The organism is Methanimicrococcus blatticola (genome assembly GCF_004363215.1).
GTDB lineage: Archaea > Halobacteriota > Methanosarcinia > Methanosarcinales > Methanosarcinaceae > Methanimicrococcus > Methanimicrococcus blatticola.
This window is the reverse complement of the sequence record NZ_SNYS01000009.1, coordinates 107,848-132,778: the sequence shown is the minus strand read 5'-3', so window position 1 is coordinate 132,778 and position 24,931 is coordinate 107,848. Positions and strand designations below refer to the sequence as shown.

The following is a 24,931-nucleotide window of genomic DNA, read 5'->3' as shown; positions in this document are numbered from 1 at the left end:
GGAAAATGGTGCGCAAAAGCAAAAAAGAATCCGAAGAACAAAACGAAAAACAAAATCAGATCGAAGAGAACAACGACGTATACGTTTCGGAAGATGATTATGAAGCCGAATTTGAGGCTTTTGACGATTATGATTACGGAGATGAAGACAACGCGTATCAGGCGGCTAAATCTGAAAGTTACTCAGGAGACGGCGAAGCGGATGAATTCGGCAGCGACGAAGATGAAGAATTCTTGGAGCCGGAACAGGATTTGTTTGATGATTCGGGCAAGTTAAAATCAAGAATTGAAGACGATATGTCACCGCTGAAAAAACTGGAAGCGGAAACAAGCAATCTCGACCGGAATTCGGCGGAATATAAAAAGAAAGTCGCCGACAAAAAGATTGAAAATGATGATTGGACGAAACGAAAACTCATCGGTTTGGCAGAAACGTTTTATGATCAGTTTGAAAATGGTCATGTGCCGCACGTTCTGATGCCGTCAAGAACGAAGAAAAACCTGGCTTACAGCGATGAAAGTGAGGTTTGGGTTTACGGCGACATTGAAAGCGAGCGTTCCGCCAAAACCGTCAAAGGCGCTCACCAATTGCTTCGAACGGTTTCGGTCTCGGACTTCGTCGTGAACGAGCACTTACAAAACAATCGCAGCTCAACATTAAGAGAGTTGTATTACATATCGGAAGGCTGGGGCGCGGCTAAATTCCACGCGCAAGCAGAGAGTGACCGCCTGATTGAAGATTTGGAGATTATCACAGGCGCGCAGCGTGAGTTTTTCCACGTTCGTCCGGAAGAAGACGGCGCGACAATGTACGGCCCGCTTCTCCTTCGCGAAGAAACAAAACGCGGATCCCGTGACATCCACTGTCAGAAAGATATCGGCGAAGGCGGTTACCAGATTCCCTTTAACGTTGAAAATATTGAATTTTTGGACCACGACGCGACCATGATTATCGCCGTTGAAACGGGCGGTATGTACGCGCGTTTGATTGAAAACGGATTTGATGAAAAATACAACGCGATTCTGGTTCACCTCAAAGGCCAGCCGGCCCGCTCGACGCGCCGGATTATTCGCCGCCTAAACACGGAACTCGGCATCCCGGCAACGGTCTTCACGGACGGTGACCCGTGGTCTTACCGTATTTATTCATCCATTGCTTACGGTGCCATCAAAAGCGCGCACCTTTCCGAATATATGGCAACACCTGAAGCCAAATTCATCGGCGTTCAGCCGTCCGACATCGTTGAATATGAATTGGCAACGGACAAGTTGTCAGAACAGGACATCGCAGCACTGAGGAGTGAGCTTTCCGACCCGCGTTTCGCATCAGGTTATTGGAAAGAACAAATCAATCTTCAGCTTGAAATCGGCAAGAAAGCCGAACAGCAAGCGTTTGCAGGAAAGGGTTTGGACTTTGTGACGGACACGTATTTGCCGGATCGGTTGAAAGAATTAGGCATTATTTAAGCGATTCAAAATAAGCTCTGACTTTCCGACTAAAAATGAACATTTTTTCATTTATTATTTTTAAAAATAAAATCAAACATCGGTTTTAAAAAAACATTAAACCCAAACGCCGTCTAAACCCCAAAAACAAAAACAATCCGATTTTTATTTGGGGCTTAACCGGCGTTCATTTTTCATTTATTTTCAGAAAAAACGATGTTTCGATTTAACTCAAATGAATGAAAAAACAAAGCTACCGCCTCCAACGACGCGTTTCCGAGCGAAGCGAGGAAAGAAGGAGTTGGAGATTCACCCCCATCATTTACGGTAAACGACAGAATCAATTTTTCTTCCTGACTAATTTTATCGGCTGAGTCGGGTTTAGAGACGGCGGTGTAAGAATCCGCATTTTTCAATTTTTGCTCGCTATCGCTCACAAAAACCGAAAATTGCGGTCGTACTCGGACTTTTCTTTAATTTAAAATGAAATCAAACATCCATTTTCACTTATTTTTGAAACCCGAACGCCGTCTAAACCCCAAAAACAAAAACAATCCGTTTTTTATTTGGAGCTTAACCGGCGTTCATTTTTCATTTATTTTCGGAAAAACGATGTTTCAATTTAACTCAAATGAATGAAAAAACAAAGCTACCGTCTCCAACGACGCGTTTCCGAGTGAAGCGAGGAAAGAAGGAGTTGGAGATTCGGACTCATTCGTTGAATAAACAACATAAACAGACTATCGCGAGTTAAAGTCAACAGTGATTATTTTTTAAAAATGAAGGGGAATAAGCCGCATTTTTCAATTTTTGTTCGCTACCGCTCACAAAAACCGAAAATTGCGGTCGTTCGTAGACTTTTCTTTAATTTAAAATGAGCGGTGCTGGAGAATTAATTCGAAAAGTACCCAGCCTACTCACGCGCGCGAACTGCTTCGATTTTCAAAAAATAGAAAAACTTAAGACCCGTTTTTTAAAAGATTTTCAAAAAATATGAAAAAATGTTTGAATGAATCACATTCAAACAAATAATTTAATTAAATTTAAAGTTCTGCGCTGCTCAGAGTTCTGCGCCGACAATCGTTTGTGTCGCCGTCACGTTCGGGCTTTCTCTAATCTTGTCAACAAATTTTGTTCGCTTCGCTCACAAAATTTCATGGCAGGGGGAGGCGATGTTTGTGAAACGCTTCGCGTTTTATGGCTTCGCCGTTCAGAGTTCTGCGCCGACAATCGTTTGTGTCGCTGTCACGTTCGGGCTTTCTCTGATCTTGTCAACGATGTCGTTGAGTTCGCGAAGTGTTTCGAGCTCGACGATGACGACAAAGTCGAATTCACCGAAGACGTGGTAGACGTCTTTCACGCCGGCAAAGGACTTTAAATCGTTGTAAGCGTTCTTTTCAGAACCGGGCAATACGTTTAACATTGTAACTCCGATGACCATTTTTTGTTCCTCATATTTTGATTTGAAATTAAATTATACCTAAATTATACCTTGCGTCTGCCGTTTTTGAAACGGCGGGATAAATGATACAATAATTCTCTCACATTATATATTTGTCGTTTATCGACTTTAAAAATCAATAATCATCAGAATTTTTGACAGCTTCCGTTTCTTCGCATGTCAAATCTGCATTGATAACAGCATTTTTAATTCGCAAAGGGTGTGCAATAAATTGATCAACCCATTCATTTCTAATTTCTCGGTTCAATAAGATTTGTTCACCATACGTGTTTTTTTCAAATACCTTAACGGGAATTGAACCCGAATTATCATATACTTCAACCATAGAAGAAAGCATAATTACTTCCGCCATTAAATTCATTGATTTTTCATAACGGGAGAATATTTTATCAATTGGAACGCCGTGACCGCCTTGCTTTTTTCGCTCTTCAACTCTTTTAACATTTATTTTAGGATCAGCGGTTGTTATGTAAATTGTTTTAATTAGATATCCTTCATTTTTTGCCCATTTTAAAAAATCAATTTTTTCACGTGTTGAAAGAACAGTTTCAAACGTGAAAGAAATACCCATATCAATCAGCTGGAATCGAGTTTCTTCTGCTAATTTCATTCCCTACAAATATGCTTCGGGGTTTTCTCTTTGATTCTTTGGAACATAATTATCAGGACAAATATAATTCCGCGGGCATTTTTCATATTTTATAAACCAGTCAACGATTGTTGATTTACCGGAACCGTTCGGCCCTGCAAAAACGTATATGTCTTTTGTTTTTGAAACATAAGGACACATAAGACCTCCAAATGTAAAATTGTAAAATAACAAAAAGAAAATAGGACGGTCTGGTAAAACCCGCCGGTTGTTATAAAATCGCTGAGTTAGATTGTTTTTTTGTTTTTCATCGCAAAAGCAACCGTTTCATTTGCTGCTCTATCCAAGCGTGCAGAAACTTCAGCGTAAGGGAGAACTTTAAAATTTTTCATTAATTTGTCAATTGATTTTGACTCTTCAGTATATGTAAAGTCTGTCATTATCTCCTCCTCACGATTAAATAAAATTCGAATGTTCTCTTATTTAATGCTATTGTTTTTAAAAAAAGAAGATGTAAAATGAAACGAAAATCTTCATTTCATTTTTCCCCGAATTGCTTCAACCAGTGCCTCAAATGTAAATTCGCCGGGAACAACATCAACCGTCACCCCGAAACTCTCAACCGTTTGAGCTGTCGGATAACCGATTGCGCCGACAACGGCTTCATTTAATTTTTCAACGACATCTTCTAATTCACCGTTGTTTTCAGCCATTTTCATGAAATTCTTCACCATCATCGTGCTGGTAAACGCAAAAGCGTCAATTTCGCCGGCTACTGTTTTTTCAATCAATTCGTCTTGAAGCGGACCTTCGGGAATATCAAGCGTGTAAACGTGTGTTTGATGAACGGTCGCGCCTGCGTCGATTAATCCTTTAACCAAAACTTCCGAGCCGTAAAAACTTCTCGGAATATCAATGATTTTGCCATCGACATCTTTGCCCAAATCATTTACCAATCCTTCCGAACTGTATTCGCCGGGCATCAAAGAGCTCGTCAAGCCGCAGCTTTCCAGCTTTTTCCGCGTTGTCGGGCCGATGGCAACGATTTTAATTTTTTTCAACGCGCTCAAAAAGTCATTTTCAGAAACGCCGTCTAAATTTTTCAATGTATAATCGATGCCGTTTGCGCTTGTAAAAATAACAATATCCGTTTTCTGAGAAAGGACACGCTGAACAAAACCGTCAAACGCGTCGTCTTTCATACCTCTGAGCGTCACGACGGGAACAGAAAAAGGCTGAAATCCTGCGTCTTCCGCAACTCTTTCTGAATCGTTCGTATAAGTTTCGGGACGCATAATCGCAAGAACGGGTCTTTTTTCCATAACATCTTTCCTTTGCTGATTCCAGTTTATGTTTCAATAATCCGAGTGCTGCTCACCGAGAATGGCATGCAGATTGACAACATTTCCAATCACGGTAATTGCCGGTGCTTTGACATTTCTTTCTTCGGCCAAAGCGGCAATGTTTTCCAACTTTCCGACGGTGACGCGCTGATCGGGTCTGGTGCCTTTTTCAACAAGCGCAACGGGTGTTTTCGGGTCCATGCCGTACTTTAAAAGTTCACTGCAATTGCGTTCAAGCATTTTAACGCCCATGAAAATCACAAGTGTGCCGTCGAATTTCGCGAGAAGTTCCCAGTCCAGTCCGGTTTCTTCTTTGGTCGGATCTTCGTGACCGGTGATGAATGTCACCATGGAATTGCTGTCGCGATGCGTAATCGGAATGCCCGCATAGGCCGGTGCGGCAACGGCGGATGTGATTCCGGGAACGACTTCAAATTCAATGCCTTCTTTGACAAGCTCTTCGGCTTCTTCGCCGCCGCGACCGAAAACGTACGGATCGCCGCCTTTTAAGCGAAGAACGGTTTTGCCTTCCTTGGCTTTTTCAATAATCGCCTCATTGATTTTGTCCTGCGTCAGCGTGTGGTTTCCGGCATATTTTCCGGCATCGATTTTTTCGGTTTTCTCGGGGATGAGATTCAAAATCGCTTCGCCCGGGAGCTGATCGAAAATGACGACATCGGCTTCATCAATTAAGCGGCGAGCTTTGACCGTCAGCAAATCCGGATCTCCGGGACCGGATCCTGCCAAATAAACTTTACCGTATTTTTCAGACATTTTGAACGTTCCTCAATGTAATAAATTAATAAATCAGATTAAATCAGATTATAAATCAAATAATAAATCAAATTATAAATCAAATAATAAATCGAAATAAAATGTAAAGAGATTATGAATGAGAATATATTGAATGATTAAATGAGAAAGGCATATTCATTATTTGTGCCCGAGAAGTCTTAAAATCGGCGACTTCTTTTCATTTTTGTCACGGTCCCAGTCAAATCCGGAAACTTTTTTTGCCAAATCAGCTTCGTTGGCGTAAATGTGAGCGGATGTTGAGGTTAAAATGATTTCAACCAATTCGCAGCCGGCGGGTTTAATCACGAGTTCGTCAAACGCTTTTGCGATACCGCAGAGGTTGGCCCAAACGGCGTCGCCGTAATCGTTGGAGCGGAACAGCAAGCGAAGAGAGACTTGATTGTCATCCAGCAAGCGCACTTGATACCAATTAAAACACGGCGGATTGTGTGAATTCCAATACATGGGATGATAAATGGTACCGACATTCTGATTGGACTGGATTTTGGTTTTTAACCCTTCAGCCAATTTGTCTTTGGACACTTCCATTTGATCGATTTCGCCTTCAATCGTTTGGAATTTGCGCATCAGTTCGATGTAAGTGTATTCAAAATCAGTGTCATCGCCCTGGCGTTTTCCGACATCGCAGAGCGGCACCAGGAAACTGTCCTGATAGTCCGTAATTTTATCGCCGGCCCATCTGAAATTTTCAGGCGTGATGCCGGCCAAAACATCATCAATCGCTTTGCCGTAAATTTGAATGATCGCATAAATTTCACGCGCTTTCTTCGGCTCGCCGGCGTGCCCGAATGTGATGTCTTTGCCGTCAAGAACAATGTCTTCCGTGATTCGTTTGTATAAAGAATCAATGTTCTCGCCGGAATATGTTTTCACAAAAGTTAATGAGGACGGTTTCATAAAAAATCACAGAATTCCTGATTTTAATTGAATAAAATATAGATATCAAACTACCCCGAAATATGTGTTGAAATTATTTAATGTTTGAGTCATTCATCTCATTTAAAATAAATTCATGTTTCATTGTCGCTTTCATTTTTATCATCAAAATCAATATACAATTTCTGCGCTTCAACGACTTCCGTGCTGTTTTTTGCCGCCGCGTAATCGTTGAGCGGTTCTTCATTTAATTCAAAGAATGAATGTCCCCAGTTGAATTTTGAGAGAACGCGTTCAGCTTGTTTTTTTTGTCCCGTAATGTAAAGCGCGGCCGCGAAAGCTTCTGCGGAATTGAGTTGAAACGGACGGCCGTAATTTACCGGATTTGCGGCGAGCAGATAAGGAAGCGCGCGCCGCTGAAGATTGAAATTATCAAGGAGCGGAAACATTTCTTCAAAATGTTCCCAAGAGCAGTCTAAGACAATAATTCCTTTTTTCAGGCTGTCGGCGCGCGAAAGCGCTTGCTCGGCGGTCGGGTCCATTAAAATTGCGCCGCGCGGAGTTTCGCCGATGTTTTCATATTGGCGGGCTAAATTGAATTTGACAAGCTTTTTGCCGCTGCATTTTCTCGGATCACATTGATTGGCATAATAGAGATAGAGACGGACATCCTTTTTCCCGTCGGCGGACGGATCGGAAACGGCAGCCGTCTTGTTTGAAAAATTCATCTGATTAATCTGATTATATTGACCCATTCAATCGCCTTTTTGGATTTCATAAAGCTTGTCTTCTTTTTATTCTTTTTGATTTTTGAAAAAGGCATTTATAGATATCAACGGATTTATAATTGGAGTAATATTAAAAACAAGAATAAATAAATTTGTAGAATAACTATATATTGATTGTAATATATTATACAATTAATATGTTTTGTTTAACAAATGAGGTGATCTTTTTGGATAAGCAAAATCAAAACACAACAGAAATGAAAAATCAAATGAATGATTCACATAAACTGACTTCAGTCAACGGCGCGCCTGTCGCCGACAACAACAACATTATGACAGCCGGCCCGCGCGGACCTGTTCTTCTTCAAGATGTCTGGTATCTTGAAAAGCTCGCGCATTTTGACCGCGAAGTGATACCGGAGAGACGAATGCATGCCAAAGGATCCGGCGCGTTCGGCACATTTACCGTAACGAACGACATCACAAAATACACGAAAGCCAAGATTTTCTCGGAAATCGGCAAACAAACAGAAATGTTCGTCCGTTTCTCCACCGTTGCCGGCGAACGCGGCGCAGCTGATGCAGAGCGCGACATTCGCGGATTTGCCATGAAATTCTATACGGAAGAAGGAAACTGGGATCTTGTCGGTAACAATACCCCCGTGTTCTTCATTCGCGATCCGTTGAAGTTCCCGGACCTCAATCACGTTGTAAAGCGTGACCCGAGAACAAACATGAGAAGCCCGAAACACAACTGGGATTGGTGGACGCTTCTTCCGGAAGCGCTTCATCAGATAACAATCACGATGAGCGACCGCGGTATCCCGCGCTCTTACAGACACATGCACGGCTTCTCCAGCCACGCTTACAGTATGATTAACGCTGAAAACGAACGCGTTTGGGTTAAATTCCATTTGACGACGCAGCAGGGAATTGAAAATATATCAGATGAAGAAGCTGCAAAAATTATCGGCATGGATCGTGAGAGCCATCAGCGCGATTTGTATGAAAGCATTGAAAAGGGCGATTTCCCGCGCTGGACCGTGTTCATTCAAATCATGACCGACGAACAGGCCAAAAACATGCCGTACAATCCGTTTGACTTGACAAAAGTCTGGTACCACGACGAATTCCCGCTCATTGAAGTCGGCGTTGTGGAACTCAACAAAAATCCCGAGAATTATTTCGCGGATGTCGAGCAGGCCGCGTTCAATCCGGCACACGTTGTTCCGGGAATCAGCTTTTCGCCCGACAAAATGCTTCAGGGTCGCCTGTTCTCCTACGGCGATGCTCAGCGTTACAGACTCGGCGTCAATCATTACCAGATTCCGGTCAACCGTCCGCGCTGCGGCTACCACAGCTATCACCGCGACGGCCAAATGCGCGTTGACGGCAATTTCGGCGGCCAACTCCATTACGAGCCGAACAGTTACGGCGAATGGGAAGAGCAGCCCGAAGCAAAAGTACCTGCGTTGGATTGGACCGGTCCGATTGACAACTGGAACTTCCGCGAGGATGACAGCGATTACTACACTCAGCCGGGCAAACTGTTCCGCTTGATGGCGCCTGACAAGAAGAAACTGCTTCTTGAAAACACAGCCAGAAACATTCAGGGCGCAACACTGCAAACCAAAGTTCGTCACGCCGTTAACTGCTACCGCGCCGATCCGGATTACGGCAAAGGCGTTGCCGAAGCCATGGGAATTGATTGGCAGTTGGTTGAAAAGAACTTGGATGTTAAAGATTTGAAACAAATTAAAGTTTAAAAATAAACGAAAGCCGTTTATCGGCTTCGTTTTTTTTCATTTTTTTAATAAATTAATTTTTTTAATAAATTAAATAAGATTTCTGATTTTTTTTATAATTTAATTTTAGAATTAAAACCCGAAACAACTGCCCGCTAATTTACGATTTTGAATGGAGCGAAGCGAAATGAAAAATCGGAAATTTGCGGATTCGTACCCGGTCGAGACAGCAAAAACGAAAAACTGTTTCTCAAATTTAATTCTATGTTCATTTATATCCGCGTTGCAATGTGCGTTTTTTGCTGCGTGCATCTGCTCCTTCTTATCACACCCGTTCGCTTGCGCGAACGGAACGCCGTTACCGAACTGTTTCTGTTCTGCTGCTACCGAACTGTTTCTGTTCTGCTGCTACCGAACTGTTTCTGTTCTGCTGCTACCGAACTGTTTCTGTTCTGCTGCTACCGAACTGTTTCTGTTCTGCTGCTATCGAACTGTTTCTGTTTTGGCAAAATAATAAAAATAAAAAATGAAAACAGACGAAATGAATTATTTCGCCTGCTTCTTTCGGATTAATTATTTCCGATCTTTCTCGTCTTCGTGTTCTTTTCTTTCAACGAAACAAAATGCTGTAACAGCTATCATGTGAAGTAAAATGACAAACACGTTTCCGGGCGTTTTTCCTTCAAAACTCTGGTCCGAATCGGTATCTTTTACTTCGCTTGAAGAAACGACATTGAGTGTTTTATTTGAACCGCCGGAAGGATTGTCCGGTTTTACGGGTTCTCCCGCATTTTCGAGTTTATACGGATTCAGATAACTTTCTGTTGTCACATCATCTGCATCAGCAATCTGATATGACTTCCATTTTCCGAATCTGTGAATCACTTGATCGGCATCTTTTGTCGCGCCTAAAAAGAATCTGTATTCCAAACCGTTGCTGTCAGCGTTATTTAAATTAATTACAGCCGATTGAACAACATCTTTTTCCGTAGTCCCGTGTCCGTAAATTTTACGGATATCGTCGGTGGCCGATATTGTTCCGCCGTTTAAATTTAATACGGCTGTTTCGACTTCCGTTTTACCTGTTTGTCCACCGTCGTTATAGGTTCGTCCGCCCAAATAAATCATTGAAACCGTACTGCTCTCGTTTAAATTCACAATGACCTCTTCGACACTGATATTATAATTTGTACGCTGCACACCGCCGCCGGCGTATAATTTGTCGATTGTGCCGCCGTCTAGATTCAGCTCTGCCTTTTTAATTTTACGGTCTATATTTCCGGAATTATAAAAGCTGAATAAAGTACCGACGGTACCGCCATTTATCTCTGCCTTTGTCGTATTTGCGTATACATTAAACCCGCCTGGAATTAATGTCGTAACAGATCCGCCTGAAATCTTTACGTAAATATCATCAGCGGTGCCGGTGTAACCGCCATATAATTTATTAACGGTTCCGTTTAAGATGTAAATTTCAACCTTTTCAGCACCACTGTTTTCCGCGATTCCGTAAAGTGAATCAACAGATCCGTTGTTCATATTGACAATAACCTTTTGAACACTCGCCAGTTCAGATCCGCCGGATGCGGTAATCTTATAGATTTTGCTGTAATCGTTTTCATTTCGTGTGTCAATATTGAGCGTTGCATTTCCTTCAAGCACCGCATGGTTATTTCCGGCAGTAATGTTTGCTTTTTTCCCCAAAGGTGCATTGTTGTTATTATAATTAACAACGATTTCTCCGATTGTTTTTGTCGGAATAGTTCCGGCCCCGCCTCTGCTGCCGCCGTATGTTTGCACAATTGCGTTATTGTCTTCAACGGTCAAAGAAATATTTCCATCAATGATTCCAAAATCATTGCCACCGCTGATTCTTGCATGGAAGCCAAGACTTTCTGCCAAATTTCTGACATCGACCGTAATGGTATTGCCGGTTGAGGGACCGGTAATATTTCCTTCCAGGCTGCCGCCGAAAATCCATCCGTTAATGTGGAGTTCATCTTCGGTTGCCGCGCTTTCTCCATCAAGGATTAAAGTTGTTGTTCCGATAATGTCCCCTTCGGAATTACCGGCGAATATAGATTCAACTCTGCCGCCATACATTTTAGCGATTGTTTTTCCTTCGATATCACCATACCGGCTTCCGCCGTAAGCACTATTTTGGACATACGTTCCGGTTAAAATCAGCTCGGTTTCTCCGTAAAGATCTCCGTTTTCATTTCCGCCATATAAGTAGTATACTTTTCCGCCGTTTGCTTCGACTTTCGTTTTACCGTAAACATCTCCGTCTTCGCTGCCGCCGTAAAGCGCGCCCAATCCGGTTGCTGTTGTATCTTCGATGAATCCTTCGGTTAAAACAACGGTTGTTACACTGTCTTTGTTATTTGCATCTCCGATTTGTCCTTTTTTACTGCCGCCATAAATGCTGATGCTGCAAAAATCGATTTCTCCGTCATCGGCTTCTGCAATTTCGACTCTTGTTTGCGCTTTTTCAACATTTCCTTTATTGCTTGCCCCATGAATACTGCCGTTGCTGATTGTTGCGTTTTTAATTAAAATATATGAAGTCAGTTCCGTTATGTTTCCTTCTTCATTTCCGCCGAAAACGGTTATCTCGGTACTTGAGCCGTAACCGTGCAGGCTGTTAATAATGACTTCAGTATTAAGAAAAATCGGATCGGAATTACCATCTTCACCTTTATTGCCGCCATAGATTGCTAAGCTATCATAAAAAGAGCCGTCATTGGCAATTGTTATTTTTGTTGTTGCCGGACTCTCGCTTGTTGCGCTTTTCCCATAACTGTTGTCTTTTGAGCCGCCGTAAATTGAATATCCGTCAACATTTGTATATTCGGTATCGTCTGATATAAATACGATTGACGCGCTGTTGTCTGCTTCTACCGTTTTACGCCCCAAAATCGTAATCGGATTTCCATTTGCATAAACCGATTTATTCTGGGGGTCAATCTCTACATCTGCTGCTGATGCTGTTCCGATCAGCGAAGTAAATGCAATAATTAAAAGTAAAATAGTTGCTGTTTTGTTTTTCATTTTTTTAACCTGTAAATTATATTAGTTTTTTTAAAATTCATAATCAATAAGTTTAATATAACCAAGATATTTGATATACTTTAGATACTAACAAGATTACATCATCGAATATAAAGTTGACTATAAGTTCAATATTATATGAACTCTAAATTTTGTGAGACAGAGACAAGACCGCCTAAATATTTTGGTGCTCAAATCATGACCCCGTCAATGAAAATTCTGAGACTTTGCAAATGAAAACTTTACAAATGACAAACGGAATTAAAAAAATAACAACAGAATAACGAAAATAAAAAGGAAATTACAGCAGAATAACGAAAATAAAAAGGAAATAACAACAGAATAACAAAAATAAAAAGGAAATAACAACAGAATAACAAAAATAAAAAGGAAATAACACAGAATAACGAAAATAAAAAGGAAATAACACAGAATAACGAAAATAAAAAGGAAATAACAACAGAATAACGAAAATAAAAAAGAAATAACAACAAAATTATGAAAATAAAAAAGAAAAGGAGATTAATTTTGATAAAATCAAAATCAATCAATGAATTGAGTGTCACTCAAATTAATTGAGGACGGACTCAATTTCTCGCATTTTTTGCAAAAACTGCGCGAGAGACTCGTTTAATTCTTGAATCATATTCTCAAGTTTGCTCTTTCTTTCGGCGAGGAAAGCAAGCGCATCATCAACGTTTTTCTCGATGTTGGCACCGGAGCCGACGTTAACGATTACTTTTGAAAAGTCACGGATTTCGGCGTGAACAAAACAGCCGGAACCGACGGGAATGACAGATTCGGAACTGCCGTTTGCGGCCGCTTCTTTCAGTGCCGTAATCGTACTGATTGAGCTGTCGCAGCCGGCAAGCGTATTTCGAACCATTTCCATTTGTCCCTGAAGCGCCTCAACGTTTCTTTGGTATTCCTGATATTCGGCCACCAATTGACGGGCTTCCTGTTCACTGATTGCCATCATCAGACCTCTTGAATCGATTCAACGACAATGCTGCGTCTCTTCAGACCGTGCTTGCTGCCCATAATGGAATAGACCTTTTCAAGCGCGTTCTTTTCGTTTTCGCTTTCAATTGTTTTGGTAAATTTTTCCCAGAAAAAGCCGGGTTTAAATTTGCCTGAAATCAAATAGTTTGCCATTTGTCTTCACCTTTTATTGTAATGTATCAATCATACATGCGCTGACGGTTGATATAATTAATTCAAATCTTCATTCTCATCCGCATTTCCGACATCACTCTAAATCGAGCGCGGTCAAAATGCGGCCGAGTTCATAACCGCTCGTTTCCGATCCGGCCAAACAGTTTTTCGAATTGGCCAAAATGCCTGAGCCGACCATTCGGGAACCGAAATTGACACTTCCGACAACCGGCGCAAATCCGAACAAGTCTTCAAGAAGCGCGGTTTCGTCTTCCGTAATGCCGGGGCTGACCAAAAGCCCTTTGTTCGTAACACAACCGGCCATGCCGACCGTTTTAATGCCCGCAATTGTTCCTTTCCGAACATCAATTTTTAATGTGTCGCCGATAATTCGGACAATATTGTCCGGCATCTCGGGATGAACCAACCCGGCTGTATCGTTGGCAAGCAAAATGTTGCCGACAGCATTGAGTTTTCCGGGCATAACGGTAACAGGCTTTCCGAACTGTTTTGAAAGAGCGTCGGCCTTTGAATTTTCCGGAACCAAAAAACCATTTGAATTGCCGCGGCACATGGAACCGACCAAAATGCTGTCATTGACAAGACATTTGTAAACGGAAACGTCCAATCTTTTTTCGATTTGGGCGGTAACCTCCGGTCGCGTTCCCTCGGGAACCAAGCAGATTTCTTCGGTACATGTGGAGAAAACCCCGATCACAGGGGTATCCATAATATTAATTGTTTGCATAATCTTCTTCACTCAAATTCATGAAAATGATTAAGACAAGGATTTGGGGAATTCCCGTCTGAAGACGGAAACTCCAAAACCCGATATCAAACCAACAGCTGCAACAAAATTAAGCGGCAAGTTCAGCCTGAACTTCACCGTCTGCGTATTTTGCGGCTCTCACGCGAATAAAAGACGGCGGTTTTTCACAGCCTCTTTCCCAAACGCGCTCGTTGATTGATTTGTCAATCTTAATCATTTCGGGGGTTGCTTTCATATGTCTTTCAAGATACTCTCTGATGAGGGACATCGCCTTGTTGGCTCTTTTCCATCTGGGAGCTACTTTCACGCCGCGAAGCGGGATTGTATAAATTTGTTCTTTAACAATATCTTCTGCCATTATAAATCACCATGATTTTGTTTAAATTTACCATCCCGATTACTTCAAGCGCATGCTGGATCTTCTCCAGTGGCGTCTCTTGGGGTGAGATGTAACGTTTCTTTTGGTCTTGATAATGACCCAGACCGGCACACGCGCGTTTTGAACGTGCGCTTTTGCGAGTCTCTTCTTTTGTCCTTTTAAATTCTTACTCATTTCAAACACCTGTGTATGATATGTATAAATTGAAATCACAATCGAAATGTTGCTTCATTGTTTTCTGATTCTTGAAATCACGCGCGATTGTTTGTGTGATTTGGGGAAATGCTTATGCGTTTCTTCTTCGCCGATATCACGGTATAAATATTCGCGGAGTTCGGCTTCATAATCGCATTTCAAAATCACCGCGCTTTCTTCTTCGGTGATGACAAGGTTGGATTCAAGCATTTTATTAATCGTAAACCGTCCGAATCCCATTAACGGGCTGCAGTACAAAATTTTGTACCGGTCTTCGAAACTTTGAATCTCGGAATGCTCCAAATGCGGAACGCGGTCATCTCTTCTGAGACCGTCGGCGATCAGTTCAACGCCTTCTGTCTTTGCCAGAATTTCGAGAACCTGGCGATGGATGTAGTTAATCGCGCCGTTCGGGAAACCGTCTTTTTTAACGATTTCAGCGGCAGTTTCCAAGATTTCCATCGGCGGCTGAATCACCATATGCGGAAAGCCTAATTCGTCAGCGATTTGCTTAGCGACTTCGCCTGTCGGCAGAATGCCGAAATTGAAAGTAACAAGCTGAACATCAAAATACGGCTCCAAAATCAAAGAAGACAAGGAGCAGTCTTTTCCGCCGCTGAATAATACATATGCTTTCATGGATGATCAACTGAGATTGAAATTTACGAAAATGTCTTGAATTTACACTCTTTTAATGGAGGTTTCTCTCTTCGGCGGCTGAATTTGCGCCAGAAGCTGTTTTAACTGCTCATCATCAATCATATTCTGAAGGCGACCGCTTTGGGCGAGTGAGAAAAGCTGCATTTCCAACTGTTCCACCAATGCCGGACGGGACATGCGAAGCGTCGTTAAACGCTCGCGCGCTTCAGGCGTTAAGATTTTTCTGAGGAGTTCCTGTTTGCGTGCTTCCATTTCGGCTTGCGCCTGTTCCTGCTGGTAAGCTGCCTCGGGACCGGCTTGTGCCTGAGTCTGTTGCTCCTGCATCTGTGCCATTCTTCGGCGGCGAATTTCTTCAAGCTCGTTATCCATAATTAAAACACTCCGTCAAGATTATTCAGAAATCATTTCGATATGAATTGAGATTAAAAAACATCAGTAGTTCTTCAATCCGGGGTACTTTTCGAGAAGTTCTCCCTTCAATTCGTGGGCTGTGTTGTCAAGCAATGCTCTGCCGGGACCGGCAACAGTTCTGCCTTCTTTGGCAGTCTGGAGGTAGCCTGCGGCTTCGAGCTGCTGAACGGCTTTTCTGATGATAGAGCCGCTGCCTTTTTCCTTTCTTCCGGGTTTGGATCCGCGGTCTTGTTTGCCGCCGTAGATGGAACAAAGTCTTTCAACACCGACCGGGCCGTTCATGTAAACCGCTCTGAGAACTGCGGCGCATCTGACGTACCACCAGTCTTCCCGAACGGGCGGGAATTCTTTGTGAACACCGGTCTTGACAAATTCAGCCCATTCCGGCGGGTTGATTTTGTCATTTTCTTTAAATTTGTCCGCAACTCTCATAATGAGATCGTCTGCGGGAACATCGTATGCTGTTGTCATTAATATCTCCTTATTAAATTGATAATCTCGCTTGCGTTTCAAAGAAACGCCAAATCCGCCAAAAAAGTGTATACTCTGCAAATGATAAAAACAAGAAAAAAGTGCACAGCAATCACCGTCTTTTAGCGCAGCATTTCTGCATGCGGACAGTGTAAACGCCCCGCTTTTTTTTCAGTCTTACCAAATACAGTCAGACGATTTTGACAGGTTCGTTCGGATTATGTGTAACATTCAATGCGACGCTGGCTGAAGCATTCAATGGTTTTTTGAACTTTTATTTCAAACTCCGCGGTGGCCGAAACCGGATGCTTGAATAATAAGGACTCAAATGAACCTATCAACAGACCGATGATATAAAAAGATTTTGTTGAAAATAAGAGTGAGAAGAGAAAAAAGGAAAGAAAAAGGGAAGAAAAAAAGGAAATGAAAAAGAAAAATCTGAAACAATCAAAAATAATTTCAGAGTTATTTCAGATTTAGTTCAAATATTTCAGATTTAGTTCAAATTACAGAATCAGTTCAAATTACAGAATATACAGAATAATTTCAGAACAATTTCCTGTTAATCGGATTGCATCTCGGATCTTTCGGTCGATTGGCATCGACTTTGATTGTTTGATCTCTTTCGGGACCGACAGAAACATAACTGACCGGAATCCGACAGATTTTCTCGATATATTCGATAAAGTCTCTGGCACCTTCAGGAAGTTCAGAATAATTGCGGATGTGACCGATCGGCTCGTCCCACCCACTATTATCGCCGTAAACAGGAACGCAGCGCTCCATATCTTCGGTCATCAGCGGCGGATAATCAATGCGCTCGCCATCCAATTCATACGCAACGCACATTTTAATCGTTTCCAGTCCGGTGAGGACATCGAGTTTTGTTAAAACCAACTCGGTGTACCCGTTTAAATTGATTGATTTTTTCAGAAGAGGCATATCAATCCATCCGCAGCGTCTCTTTCGACCGGTCGTGGTGCCGAATTCGTGACCGACGTCAACGAGATGCTGACCGACTTCGTCATCCAATTCAGTCGGAAGCGGTCCGTTGCCGACACGCGTGATATAGGCTTTGACCAAACCGATTGTCTTGGTCACTTGAGACGGGCCGACACCGAGGCCGGTACAGGCGGAGCCGGCAATGGTTGAAGAAGAAGTGACATATTTTTGAGTGCCGTGAACGACATCTAAAAAGGTGCCCTGCGCTCCTTCGGCAAGAACTTTTTTGCCGGCGCGCAGTGAATTATTAATTTCATAAGAAACGTCAACCGAATAATCTTCGAGTTCGCGGCCGATTTTCAAGAGATTTTTGATTTCTTCGTCGGGGAAAAGATCGTACGGATTGCCGCCGAGTTTTGCGATTGTTTCTTTTTTCGCCGGCAACAACCGGTCAATTTTTTCATAAAACCGATCTTCGTCAAATAAATCGCCGAGCCGGATTTCGTTTCTTAAAACACGATCAGCATAAGCGTAAGCAATTCCTTTTTTCGTGGTCCCGATTTTATCTTTGCGGGAAACCTCGCCGAGCGCATCCATTGCGATATGATACGGCATGATGATGCTGGCTTTTGCATCGATTCCAAAAGTTTCGGGTGTTACAGAAATACCGCGGTCTTTGAGCATGTTCAGTTCATCCGTCAACGTAAACGGATTTAAAACAACACCCGGGCCGATCAATGCAGTTGTCCCGACCAATATACCGGACGGGATTTGATGGAGCTTGTATGTTTCCTCCCCGATAACCACTGTGTGGCCGGCATTGTCCCCGCCCTGAAAGCGGGCAACAATATCATATTCTTCAGCGAGGAGATCAACAATTTTTCCTTTGCCTTCATCCCCGAATTGTGCGCCTGTAATGACTGTAAACATAATTTATGCAATTCAGTCTGATAATAATAAATCTTTGGTTTAAAAGAATAAAAAATGAATAAAATAGAACAAAAAAGAAAATAAAAAGAAAACAAAAAGACAACAAAAAAAACAAAAAGACAACAAAAAGGAAAATAAAAACAAACCCGAACATCCATTTTTACCAATTTTCCAACCCCGAACGCCCCTTAAAATCCAAAAAATAAAAAAGATTTTTCAAAATATAAACGGCGTTCACCTTTTCTTTAATTTTTAAAGGGGATGTTCGTTTCGTTAAATAATAGTAGAAAAGTCAAAACAACCGCCTCCAACGCCGCGTTTCATGAGCGAAGCGAATGAAAGAAGGCGTTGGAGATTCGTACCCATACGTTGAATAAACATCGGAAACCGCTGACTCACATAAAAGTAACAATTGTTAATGTTTTTAACAACGGCCGGGAATAATCCGCAATTTTCAATTTCATTCGCTTCACTCATGAAATTTCAATTGCGGTCGTATTTGGACTTTTAATTTTATTAAACAAATACACAAACATCCGTTTTTATTAATTTTCAAACCCGAACGCCCTTTAAAATTTAAAAAACTAAGAAGATATTTTTCAGGATTTAATCGGCGTTCGCTTTTTCTTGAATATTCGGAAAAAAGGATGTTTCAGTTTATTATTTTAGAAGATAATAAAAAATTGAATGAAAATAAAAAAACGAAGATGAAAAAATGAATGAAATAAAAAAATAAAGATGAAAATGAATGAAAATAAAAAAATGAAGAAGAAAAAATAAAGAAGAAAAAGAAATGAAAAAATCATTCATTTTTCCCGATCGGCCCGGCTTCATCAGAAATATCGTAAATGATTTCGTCCTTTTCAGCATCTAAAATAATCATGCCGGTTTTTAAATTTTCCAGCTCTTCTTCGTTTAATTTGCGGGATTCGGCATTGGCTGAAATAATTGCGCTGTTCCCGAGCGGGTCTTTGATTTGAAGCGTGAGAGCCGCAGGCGCGGTTTCCGGATTGTCAATGACGGCATCAATTTTGTTGATTAAATCAAGTGCGATATCGACTTTTTCGAAATCGCCGTCCATTTCGGACCAGCGGACCGTGCTTTCAATAACGCCGCGAATACGCTGAAGAACGCCTTCAACATTTGTCACATAAGATTCGGAAATCGGCCCGGGCTCAACCATGATACCGAGTTCTTCAATCACAATTGTACCGGATGTCGAACGAATGAACCGGGCATCCAAATCCGCTCCCGTTTTAATCTGCAAAGAATAACAAACAGGATCTTTGCTGGACAAAATAATCGTGTCGGCAAACTTGAAAGTGCATTGGTCGCAAGTGGCGGTTGTATACATGATGTCGCCGAAATACGGAATTGTGTCTTTTTGCCATTTAATTGCCATATCTGCCTGACAAAGCGGGCAGCTGGATTGAGTTTCAAAATTATCGATCAAGAATAACACCGTTTTAATTTATTGAATGAATAAATCAATAAAGAAGAAGCTGTATAAAAAAAGGTTGTATAAAGGATTAATAAAGAATTATTTTGAAAAATTAAAAATATAAAAATAAAAAACAATGATGAGAGTGGATTATGAAAACTTGTAAAATTACCGTTTTGAAAAGACATTTTGATGAAGAATTGGCAAAAGAATACGGCTCAAAAGGACTCGGAAAATGTCCGATGCATAAAGAAGGTGATGTTTTTTACGCCGATTACGCCAAACCCGAAAATTTCTGCGATGAAGCCTGGAAAGCGATTTACCAATATGTTTTTGCATTATCGCATGGAAGCGATGTTTTCTACTACGGCGACTGGATTGAAAAACCCGGAACAGCGATATGCAGCTGCAATGACGGTTTGCGCCCCGTGATTTTCAAGATTGAAAGAACAGATGAAGAAGCTGTAATCAATTACACCCCGCATCAGGATTAAAAACGGCACCAGTCGGTTTAAAAACAAAAAAACTTAAAACAAAAAAAACTTAAAACAAAAAAAAGATAAAAACAAAAAAGAAAGATAAAAAAGTTAAAAAAGGCGGAAAATTAGTAGCTGCCGCCGATTTTCTTTCTGTCCACCTTAATGCCGGTGGGTGTGACAAGAATATTGTTGTCTTTCATGCCGACAATATCGCCGTGAACATCTAAAACAACATCTTTGAGTTCATTGAAAAGATGGTTTCTGAGGCGTTCGTCGGATTTGATGTTGGAAATGTCAACAATCAAAATGTTGCCGTCATAGATTTCTTTTTTCAGCGATGTAATCTGATCAAAATGAGTGAAAATAGCGATTTTGACATAGGTTTCTGCCGGCTCGTCGCCTGCGCTGCTGTCAATGTCCTTTTCAAATTTGTCAAGGTCAATGTATGCTGAATAGTCGTCATTCTGTTTAGGCTCGGAACCGCCCATAATCTTTTTCAAAAAACTCAATGGAAACACCTTTGTTTATTAATTAAATGTGTGTAAAACGGAAAACGAATCGGAAAAGGGACCGAAAAATTTCCCAATGTTGATAATTTTATGTAAATTATATGGAATAATATAAAGCATTAATGCTATACATATTTATAAACTTGTGTGTAAAAACATGCGGTTTCATATGGTTTGATAAAAATTCAGCGTTAAGCGTAAAAATATAAAAAAACGAATCAAAAAAGAACAAAAATAAGAAAGAGAAAAACGAAGAGAAGAAAAAAACGAAGAGAGAAAGTGAAACGAAAAAAAGAAAATGAGAAAAAAAAGAAAAGAGTAAATGAGAATCATTCATCTTTTTTTCCGCAATCGGCTTCACATTTTACGGTTTCACACTGCAAACTGCTGCTTTTCATCGTAACGAGCTTAATGAAATCAAAAACATAGTTACTGCCGCGTGAAATGAGAATGCCTGTCAAAATAAAACTGATATAGGGAACCTCGGTTGTGATACCGAAATATCCGATAATGTCAACAGAATAGCAATAACTGATTGCAATTCCGAAAAGAATCGCCAAAATATTCTGCCATGCCATTGACTTGTCAACTGCGATTTGTTTCGCGTAAGAAATAATACCTTCAACCACAATCGCCATACAAATAATCGTCATCAAACTGTCCATTAAAAACGCCCCTAAATATTAAACACGGATGAGAAACAGAGCCCATCACATTTATAATTTTTTGTAAATGTTGTCGGATTTTATTATCAAATTTCAAGACCCCAAAGCGCATCGCCGACATAAGACAGCGACTTAATCGCTTTTCCGGAACCGGCAGCTGTCATTTCATCTCCCGAAATCAAAGCGCGGCCGATGGCAAGAGGTTTCTTGTGCGTTTCTTCGACGATGACAACCAAATCCTCTTTTTGAATGGAAGAATCGGCGGCAACAATCCCCGGGCTCATGACATCCGCACCGTTGACAACGAATTTAACAGCACCCATATCCACCGTCACAACACGCTTCGGCGGCAGCAGCTCAAGCGCGCCGCGCACGGTCGGGAAAAGCTGACCGTCATACTCAATAAACATCTGTTTGCCGTCAGCGAAAATCACTTTGAATTCATCCGTTGTGATGACTTCAAACTTAGCGTTTGAAAAAACAGAAATATCCTCTCCGTAAATTTCACGAAGAGCCTCAACCATTTTGTTTTTATCATTTTTCCTGAGACTGACTCTTGACTTTATTTTCAAAAAATCACCTGAAAATTCTAATGATGATATGAAAAAGTAAGATAAAAAGGTGCTGAAAGTGAGAGATTTATCTGATCGAGTAATTAAATCGCCCGCCGCGTGCGAGCCGTACAAATTTTAAAAACAGAAAAACGGAACACCGTTTTGAAAAACAAATGAAATTATTAAAACAACTAAAAAACATTAAAAACAACATAAAACCGACATAAAAACAACATAAAAAAAGAAAAAGTAAAAAGAAGAAAAGAAAAAGTTCTTTTCTTACTGTTTTATCATCAGAAGAGACCGCCGAGCAATCCGCCGCTCACGAAGAGTGTGGCGAAAAGAATGGCAATCATGTTCACGACTTTAATCAAAGCGTTCAAACCCGGACCGGATGTGTCTTTTGCCGGATCGCCGACTGTGTCGCCGACAACAGCTGCTTTGTGAGCTTCAGAGCCCTTGCCGCCGTAAAGACCGGATTCGATTAACTTCTTTGCGTTATCCCAGGCACCGCCGGCGTTGTTGAGTGTCATGGCGAGCATGAGACCGACAACGATGATACCAATCAAAAGACCGGCAAGCGCTTCTGAACCGAAGATGACACCGACAAGAATTGGCACAACGATTGCAAGCAATCCCGGAACAACCATTTCACGAAGGGCTGCGGATGTCACGATGTCGACACATTTGCCGTATTCGGGTTTTGCAGTGCCTTCCATAATTCCGGGGATTTCGCGGAACTGACGGCGAACTTCATCAACGACTTTCATGGCTGCTTTGCTGACAGCGCGCATTGTCACAGACGAGAAAACGAACGGCAAAAGACCGCCGATCAAAAGACCGATCAAAACGAGCGGGTTGTCAATGGAAAGCGAGCCTGCGCCCAAATCGACTTTAAGTTTGTAGTCAGCGAAAAGTGCCAAAGCACCGAGCGCGGCAGAGCCGATTGCGTAACCTTTTGTCACGGCTTTGGTTGTGTTGCCGACAGCGTCAAGTTCATCGGTCACAGCTCTGACAGATTCAGGCTGTTGAGACATTTCAGCGATACCGCCTGCATTGTCCGTAATCGGGCCATAGCAGTCCAATGCGACAATCATGCCGGTTGTGGAAAGCATGGCAACGGCAGCGACCGCAATGCCGTAAAGACCGATTGTCGGGTCAGCAGCGCCGCCGACAATGAGGAATGAAATCAAGATACCTGCAACGATTGCGATAACCGGAAGGGCTGTACTTTCAAAACCGAAAGACAAACCGGAAATAACGTTGGTACCGGCGCCTGTTTGAGAAGCGGCGGCAATTTCCTTAACCGGGCGGTATTTGGTAGAAGTGTAGTATTCCGTGAAAATAACCATCAAAACAGTAATGACCATGCCGACGAGTGCTGCAATATAGAATCTGTAGTCGCCGATTAAGAAATCCGTAATGAAGAAGAAAACAACTGCACTGATAACTGTGGCTGCTGCAACGCCTTTGTAAAGAGCATTCATGATGTTCTTGCTTGCGCCGAGACGGACGAAGAACAAAGAAATGATTGTCACGAAAATCGCTGCCGCGCCGAGCATCAACGGATAGAGAATGGCGTTCGGAATTGAACCCAAAACAAGTGAACCAAGAAGCATTGCCGCAAGCAAAGTCACAGCGTAAGTCTCGAACAAGTCTGCACCCATACCGGCACAGTCACCGACGTTGTCACCGACGTTGTCAGCGATAACGGCCGGGTTTCTCGGATCGTCTTCGGGAATGCCCGCTTCGACTTTACCGACAATATCTGCGCCGACGTCAGCTGCTTTGGTATAAATACCGCCGCCGACTCTGGCAAACAAACTGATTAAACTGGCACCGAAACCGAATCCGATAACCAAGTCGACGTCACCGTAAATCAAATAGAAAACACTGACCCCGAGAATTGAAAGACCGACAACGGCCAAACCGGTCACAGCACCGCCGCGGAAAGCGACATTTAAGGCGTGTTCCAGACCGTTCTTGGCAGCGGCTGCGGTTCTGACGTTTGCGCGAACGGAAACGTTCATGCCGATGTAGCCGGCTGCTGCGGATGAAAGCGCACCGAAGATGAAACCGATAGCGACTTTAACGCTGTACAAATCATCTTTGGGCAAAAGCGCAACGATTAAAACTGTTAAAATAACCGCGACAATCGCGATTGTCTTATACTGGCGATTCAGATACGCCATCGCCCCTTCCTGAATGGCCGCCGCAATATCCTGCATCTCTTTTGAGCCTTTGTCCTCTGCGAGAACTTTACGTGCTAAAAGGGCTGCAAAAAGAAGACTGACCAAACCGGAAATAGGAGCCAGATAAATCAAGTATCCCAAATCCATTTTATACCTCTTTCTTAACCAATTTAAATTATATAATATTTGAAATTAAAATTTCAATGTTAAATATTATGTGAAAAATAATTTAACAAAAATAATAATGATAACCTCTCAGCAATTCGTTTCCGGCGTCCCGGCAAATGACCGCTGAAATTAAATTAAACCGTACGCGGCTGCACCTGAAATGAACAGATTGCGGCAGACGGCAATAACGAATGAGTAATAGTCTGATGGTATATAAAAATTGTTCACAATGAAAAAACAAAACGGAATCGAAGATTAAAACAGATTCAAAACCATCAAAACAAGTTTAATGAAATATAAAAACGGCCAAAAATAAAACGATTAAAAATAAAATGAGCAAAAATAAAATGAGCAAAAAAATGAATGAATAAAAAAAGAAAAATCAGCATTCACTCTTTCGAATCTGAAGAATGCTGGCTTCAATATCGCTCGGCACGTTTGCCAAGAAAACAAGTGTACGGATGCCGGCTTCCTGAGCTTTTAAGATGACTTCGATTCTTTCGGGCTCAAGTTCTTTTGTAGCACTCAAAATGCAAAATGCTTTAATTTCGCCGGTGTCAACAAAATAATCAAAATATCCGGGACTGCTTTTCATAAACCCGACAATGGTTTTGAGTTCATCCCATGAATCTGCCAAATGAATGTCGCGAGCACCGCCGTTTTGGACGTACCAGTCGCGTGTAATGCTCGGATAAGCGTTGTGTTGCCCGTTGATGTCTTCTGCAATCTTTTGAAGGCGTTCAGTGCTTTTTTCAATGGAATAATATTTCCAATTGTTGTCCGCGAAATATCTTTCCGCCAGAACTCCGAAAATTCTCATTTTGTCGTCGCTGTTAATTCTCATGTAGTCACCTGAAAAACAAATCTGTAAACTAATGTTCAAATAATATTTTCAAAATATTAATAAACTACCCTTAAACGCTTAACTTAAACACTTAACTTATAACGCTTAAATC

Annotated in this window: 27 protein-coding genes; 4 read left to right on the top strand and 23 right to left on the bottom strand. The window is 41.7% G+C overall.

The window, feature by feature from the left end; genetic code table 11:
• The first annotated feature begins 5 nt into the window (after positions 1–5).
• Positions 6–1,466, top strand: a complete 1,461-nt coding sequence (locus C7391_RS06200; protein ID WP_394343210.1) for a DNA topoisomerase IV subunit A — start codon at positions 6–8, stop codon at positions 1,464–1,466.
• Positions 1,467–2,655: 1,189 nt separating this feature from the next.
• On the opposite strand, the gene C7391_RS06195 is transcribed toward C7391_RS06200, so the two are convergent.
• From C7391_RS06195 to C7391_RS06170, 7 genes are all read right to left on the bottom strand, one after another.
• Positions 2,656–2,868, bottom strand: a complete 213-nt coding sequence (locus C7391_RS06195) for an Lrp/AsnC ligand binding domain-containing protein (protein ID WP_243726297.1) — start codon at positions 2,866–2,868, stop codon at positions 2,656–2,658.
• Between the two features lie 154 nt (positions 2,869–3,022).
• Positions 3,023–3,517, bottom strand: a complete 495-nt coding sequence (locus C7391_RS06190; protein WP_133517678.1) for a zeta toxin family protein — start codon at positions 3,515–3,517, stop codon at positions 3,023–3,025.
• Positions 3,518–3,783: 266 nt separating this feature from the next.
• Positions 3,784–3,936, bottom strand: a complete 153-nt coding sequence (locus tag C7391_RS08345; protein WP_166627430.1) for a hypothetical protein — start codon at positions 3,934–3,936, stop codon at positions 3,784–3,786.
• Positions 3,937–4,029: 93 nt separating this feature from the next.
• On the bottom strand, positions 4,030–4,818 hold the full coding sequence (locus C7391_RS06185; protein WP_133517677.1) for a uroporphyrinogen-III synthase: 789 nt from the start codon (positions 4,816–4,818) through the stop codon (positions 4,030–4,032).
• A gap of 33 nt (positions 4,819–4,851) precedes the next feature.
• Positions 4,852–5,613, bottom strand: coding sequence for a uroporphyrinogen-III C-methyltransferase (cobA, locus tag C7391_RS06180; protein WP_133517676.1), 762 nt, complete (start codon positions 5,611–5,613; stop codon positions 4,852–4,854).
• A gap of 159 nt (positions 5,614–5,772) precedes the next feature.
• Positions 5,773–6,552: a thymidylate synthase gene (locus tag C7391_RS06175; RefSeq protein ID WP_133517675.1), complete on the bottom strand. Its 780-nt coding sequence runs from the start codon at positions 6,550–6,552 to the stop codon at positions 5,773–5,775.
• A gap of 113 nt (positions 6,553–6,665) precedes the next feature.
• Positions 6,666–7,259 carry a DUF367 family protein gene (locus C7391_RS06170; protein ID WP_133517773.1) on the bottom strand — a complete coding sequence of 198 codons (594 nt, stop codon included), beginning with the start codon at positions 7,257–7,259 and terminating at the stop codon, positions 6,666–6,668.
• 269 nt (positions 7,260–7,528) lie between these two features.
• On the opposite strand from C7391_RS06170, the gene C7391_RS06165 reads away from it, so the two are divergent.
• Positions 7,529–9,025, top strand: a complete 1,497-nt coding sequence (locus C7391_RS06165; RefSeq protein WP_133517772.1) for a catalase — start codon at positions 7,529–7,531, stop codon at positions 9,023–9,025.
• A gap of 278 nt (positions 9,026–9,303) precedes the next feature.
• Entirely contained in the window at positions 9,304–9,534 is a 231-nt protein-coding gene (locus tag C7391_RS06160) for a hypothetical protein (RefSeq protein ID WP_133517674.1), read from the top strand.
• A gap of 43 nt (positions 9,535–9,577) precedes the next feature.
• Here C7391_RS06160 and C7391_RS06155 read toward each other — a convergent pair whose 3' ends face one another.
• The 11 genes from C7391_RS06155 to C7391_RS06100 all read right to left on the bottom strand — a co-directional run bounded on the left by C7391_RS06155 (position 9,578) and on the right by C7391_RS06100 (position 19,429).
• Positions 9,578–12,055: a hypothetical protein gene (locus tag C7391_RS06155; protein WP_133517673.1), complete on the bottom strand. Its 2,478-nt coding sequence runs from the start codon at positions 12,053–12,055 to the stop codon at positions 9,578–9,580.
• A gap of 571 nt (positions 12,056–12,626) precedes the next feature.
• Complete coding sequence (pfdA, locus tag C7391_RS06150; protein WP_133517672.1) at positions 12,627–13,034, bottom strand: prefoldin subunit alpha; 408 nt, start codon at positions 13,032–13,034, stop codon at positions 12,627–12,629.
• Positions 13,034–13,210: a 50S ribosomal protein L18Ae gene (rpl18a, locus tag C7391_RS06145; RefSeq protein WP_133517671.1), complete on the bottom strand. Its 177-nt coding sequence runs from the start codon at positions 13,208–13,210 to the stop codon at positions 13,034–13,036. Before rpl18a ends, pfdA begins: the two co-directional genes overlap by 1 nt.
• Before the next feature lie 94 nt (positions 13,211–13,304).
• A complete protein-coding gene (locus tag C7391_RS06140) occupies positions 13,305–13,958 on the bottom strand; it encodes a translation initiation factor IF-6 (protein WP_263295318.1) in 654 nt (217 codons plus the stop codon).
• Between the two features lie 109 nt (positions 13,959–14,067).
• On the bottom strand, positions 14,068–14,337 hold the full coding sequence (locus C7391_RS06135) for a 50S ribosomal protein L31e (RefSeq protein ID WP_133517670.1): 270 nt from the start codon (positions 14,335–14,337) through the stop codon (positions 14,068–14,070).
• A 39-nt stretch (positions 14,338–14,376) separates the two neighbouring features.
• A complete protein-coding gene (locus C7391_RS06130; protein ID WP_133517669.1) occupies positions 14,377–14,532 on the bottom strand; it encodes a 50S ribosomal protein L39e in 156 nt (51 codons plus the stop codon).
• Positions 14,533–14,586: 54 nt separating this feature from the next.
• Positions 14,587–15,192, bottom strand: coding sequence for a DUF7411 family protein (locus C7391_RS06125; protein WP_133517668.1), 606 nt, complete (start codon positions 15,190–15,192; stop codon positions 14,587–14,589).
• Between the two features lie 42 nt (positions 15,193–15,234).
• Positions 15,235–15,582: a DNA-binding protein gene (locus tag C7391_RS06120; protein WP_133517667.1), complete on the bottom strand. Its 348-nt coding sequence runs from the start codon at positions 15,580–15,582 to the stop codon at positions 15,235–15,237.
• Between the two features lie 63 nt (positions 15,583–15,645).
• Entirely contained in the window at positions 15,646–16,095 is a 450-nt protein-coding gene (locus tag C7391_RS06115; RefSeq protein ID WP_133517666.1) for a 30S ribosomal protein S19e, read from the bottom strand.
• Between the two features lie 546 nt (positions 16,096–16,641).
• Positions 16,642–17,967, bottom strand: coding sequence for an adenylosuccinate synthase (locus C7391_RS06110; RefSeq protein WP_133517665.1), 1,326 nt, complete (start codon positions 17,965–17,967; stop codon positions 16,642–16,644).
• A gap of 802 nt (positions 17,968–18,769) precedes the next feature.
• Complete coding sequence (locus C7391_RS06100; protein ID WP_394343209.1) at positions 18,770–19,429, bottom strand: ZPR1 zinc finger domain-containing protein; 660 nt, start codon at positions 19,427–19,429, stop codon at positions 18,770–18,772.
• 131 nt (positions 19,430–19,560) lie between these two features.
• Here C7391_RS06100 and C7391_RS06095 point away from each other — a divergent pair, with 131 nt between their 5' ends.
• A complete protein-coding gene (locus C7391_RS06095) occupies positions 19,561–19,902 on the top strand; it encodes a TIGR04076 family protein (protein WP_133517663.1) in 342 nt (113 codons plus the stop codon).
• 110 nt (positions 19,903–20,012) lie between these two features.
• Here C7391_RS06095 and C7391_RS06090 read toward each other — a convergent pair whose 3' ends face one another.
• The 5 genes from C7391_RS06090 to C7391_RS06065 form a co-directional block, all read right to left on the bottom strand.
• The gene (locus C7391_RS06090) at positions 20,013–20,405 is read right to left on the bottom strand and encodes a cell division protein SepF (RefSeq protein ID WP_229386329.1); all 393 of its coding nucleotides are present in this window, start codon (positions 20,403–20,405) and stop codon (positions 20,013–20,015) included.
• Positions 20,406–20,725: 320 nt separating this feature from the next.
• Positions 20,726–21,061 carry a hypothetical protein gene (locus C7391_RS06080; protein WP_133517661.1) on the bottom strand — a complete coding sequence of 112 codons (336 nt, stop codon included), beginning with the start codon at positions 21,059–21,061 and terminating at the stop codon, positions 20,726–20,728.
• 86 nt (positions 21,062–21,147) lie between these two features.
• On the bottom strand, positions 21,148–21,633 hold the full coding sequence (locus C7391_RS06075) for an RNA-binding protein (RefSeq protein WP_133517660.1): 486 nt from the start codon (positions 21,631–21,633) through the stop codon (positions 21,148–21,150).
• 275 nt (positions 21,634–21,908) lie between these two features.
• Positions 21,909–23,948, bottom strand: coding sequence for a sodium-translocating pyrophosphatase (locus tag C7391_RS06070; RefSeq protein ID WP_133517768.1), 2,040 nt, complete (start codon positions 23,946–23,948; stop codon positions 21,909–21,911).
• Between the two features lie 409 nt (positions 23,949–24,357).
• Positions 24,358–24,819 (bottom strand): hypothetical protein, encoded by a 462-nt coding sequence (locus tag C7391_RS06065; protein ID WP_133517659.1) that lies wholly within the window; start codon positions 24,817–24,819, stop codon positions 24,358–24,360.
• Positions 24,820–24,931 lie beyond the last annotated feature (112 nt).

Bases quoted from the DNA above. Each gene is read 5' to 3' on its own strand.
- C7391_RS06140 (WP_263295318.1), bottom strand. From the start codon at position 13,958: ATGCAAACAATTAATATTATGGATACCCCTGTGATCGGGGTTTTCTCC.
- C7391_RS06175 (WP_133517675.1), bottom strand. From the start codon at position 6,552: ATGAAACCGTCCTCATTAACTTTTGTGAAAACATATTCCGGCGAGAAC.
- pfdA (WP_133517672.1), bottom strand. From the start codon at position 13,034: ATGATGGCAATCAGTGAACAGGAAGCCCGTCAATTGGTGGCCGAATAT.
- C7391_RS06195 (WP_243726297.1), bottom strand. From the start codon at position 2,868: ATGTTAAACGTATTGCCCGGTTCTGAAAAGAACGCTTACAACGATTTA.
- C7391_RS06065 (WP_133517659.1), bottom strand. From the start codon at position 24,819: ATGAGAATTAACAGCGACGACAAAATGAGAATTTTCGGAGTTCTGGCG.
- rpl18a (WP_133517671.1), bottom strand. From the start codon at position 13,210: ATGGCAAACTATTTGATTTCAGGCAAATTTAAACCCGGCTTTTTCTGG.
- C7391_RS06185 (WP_133517677.1), bottom strand. From the start codon at position 4,818: ATGGAAAAAAGACCCGTTCTTGCGATTATGCGTCCCGAAACTTATACG.
- C7391_RS06200 (WP_394343210.1), top strand. From the start codon at position 6: ATGGTGCGCAAAAGCAAAAAAGAATCCGAAGAACAAAACGAAAAACAA.
- C7391_RS06125 (WP_133517668.1), bottom strand. From the start codon at position 15,192: ATGAAAGCATATGTATTATTCAGCGGCGGAAAAGACTGCTCCTTGTCT.
- C7391_RS08345 (WP_166627430.1), bottom strand. From the start codon at position 3,936: ATGACAGACTTTACATATACTGAAGAGTCAAAATCAATTGACAAATTA.
- C7391_RS06155 (WP_133517673.1), bottom strand. From the start codon at position 12,055: ATGAAAAACAAAACAGCAACTATTTTACTTTTAATTATTGCATTTACT.
- C7391_RS06095 (WP_133517663.1), top strand. From the start codon at position 19,561: ATGAAAACTTGTAAAATTACCGTTTTGAAAAGACATTTTGATGAAGAA.
- C7391_RS06115 (WP_133517666.1), bottom strand. From the start codon at position 16,095: ATGACAACAGCATACGATGTTCCCGCAGACGATCTCATTATGAGAGTT.
- C7391_RS06135 (WP_133517670.1), bottom strand. From the start codon at position 14,337: ATGGCAGAAGATATTGTTAAAGAACAAATTTATACAATCCCGCTTCGC.
- C7391_RS06170 (WP_133517773.1), bottom strand. From the start codon at position 7,259: ATGAATTTTTCAAACAAGACGGCTGCCGTTTCCGATCCGTCCGCCGAC.
- C7391_RS06110 (WP_133517665.1), bottom strand. From the start codon at position 17,967: ATGTTTACAGTCATTACAGGCGCACAATTCGGGGATGAAGGCAAAGGA.
- cobA (WP_133517676.1), bottom strand. From the start codon at position 5,613: ATGTCTGAAAAATACGGTAAAGTTTATTTGGCAGGATCCGGTCCCGGA.
- C7391_RS06165 (WP_133517772.1), top strand. From the start codon at position 7,529: ATGAATGATTCACATAAACTGACTTCAGTCAACGGCGCGCCTGTCGCC.
- C7391_RS06190 (WP_133517678.1), bottom strand. From the start codon at position 3,517: ATGAAATTAGCAGAAGAAACTCGATTCCAGCTGATTGATATGGGTATT.
- C7391_RS06130 (WP_133517669.1), bottom strand. From the start codon at position 14,532: ATGAGTAAGAATTTAAAAGGACAAAAGAAGAGACTCGCAAAAGCGCAC.
- C7391_RS06080 (WP_133517661.1), bottom strand. From the start codon at position 21,061: ATGGACAGTTTGATGACGATTATTTGTATGGCGATTGTGGTTGAAGGT.
- C7391_RS06120 (WP_133517667.1), bottom strand. From the start codon at position 15,582: ATGGATAACGAGCTTGAAGAAATTCGCCGCCGAAGAATGGCACAGATG.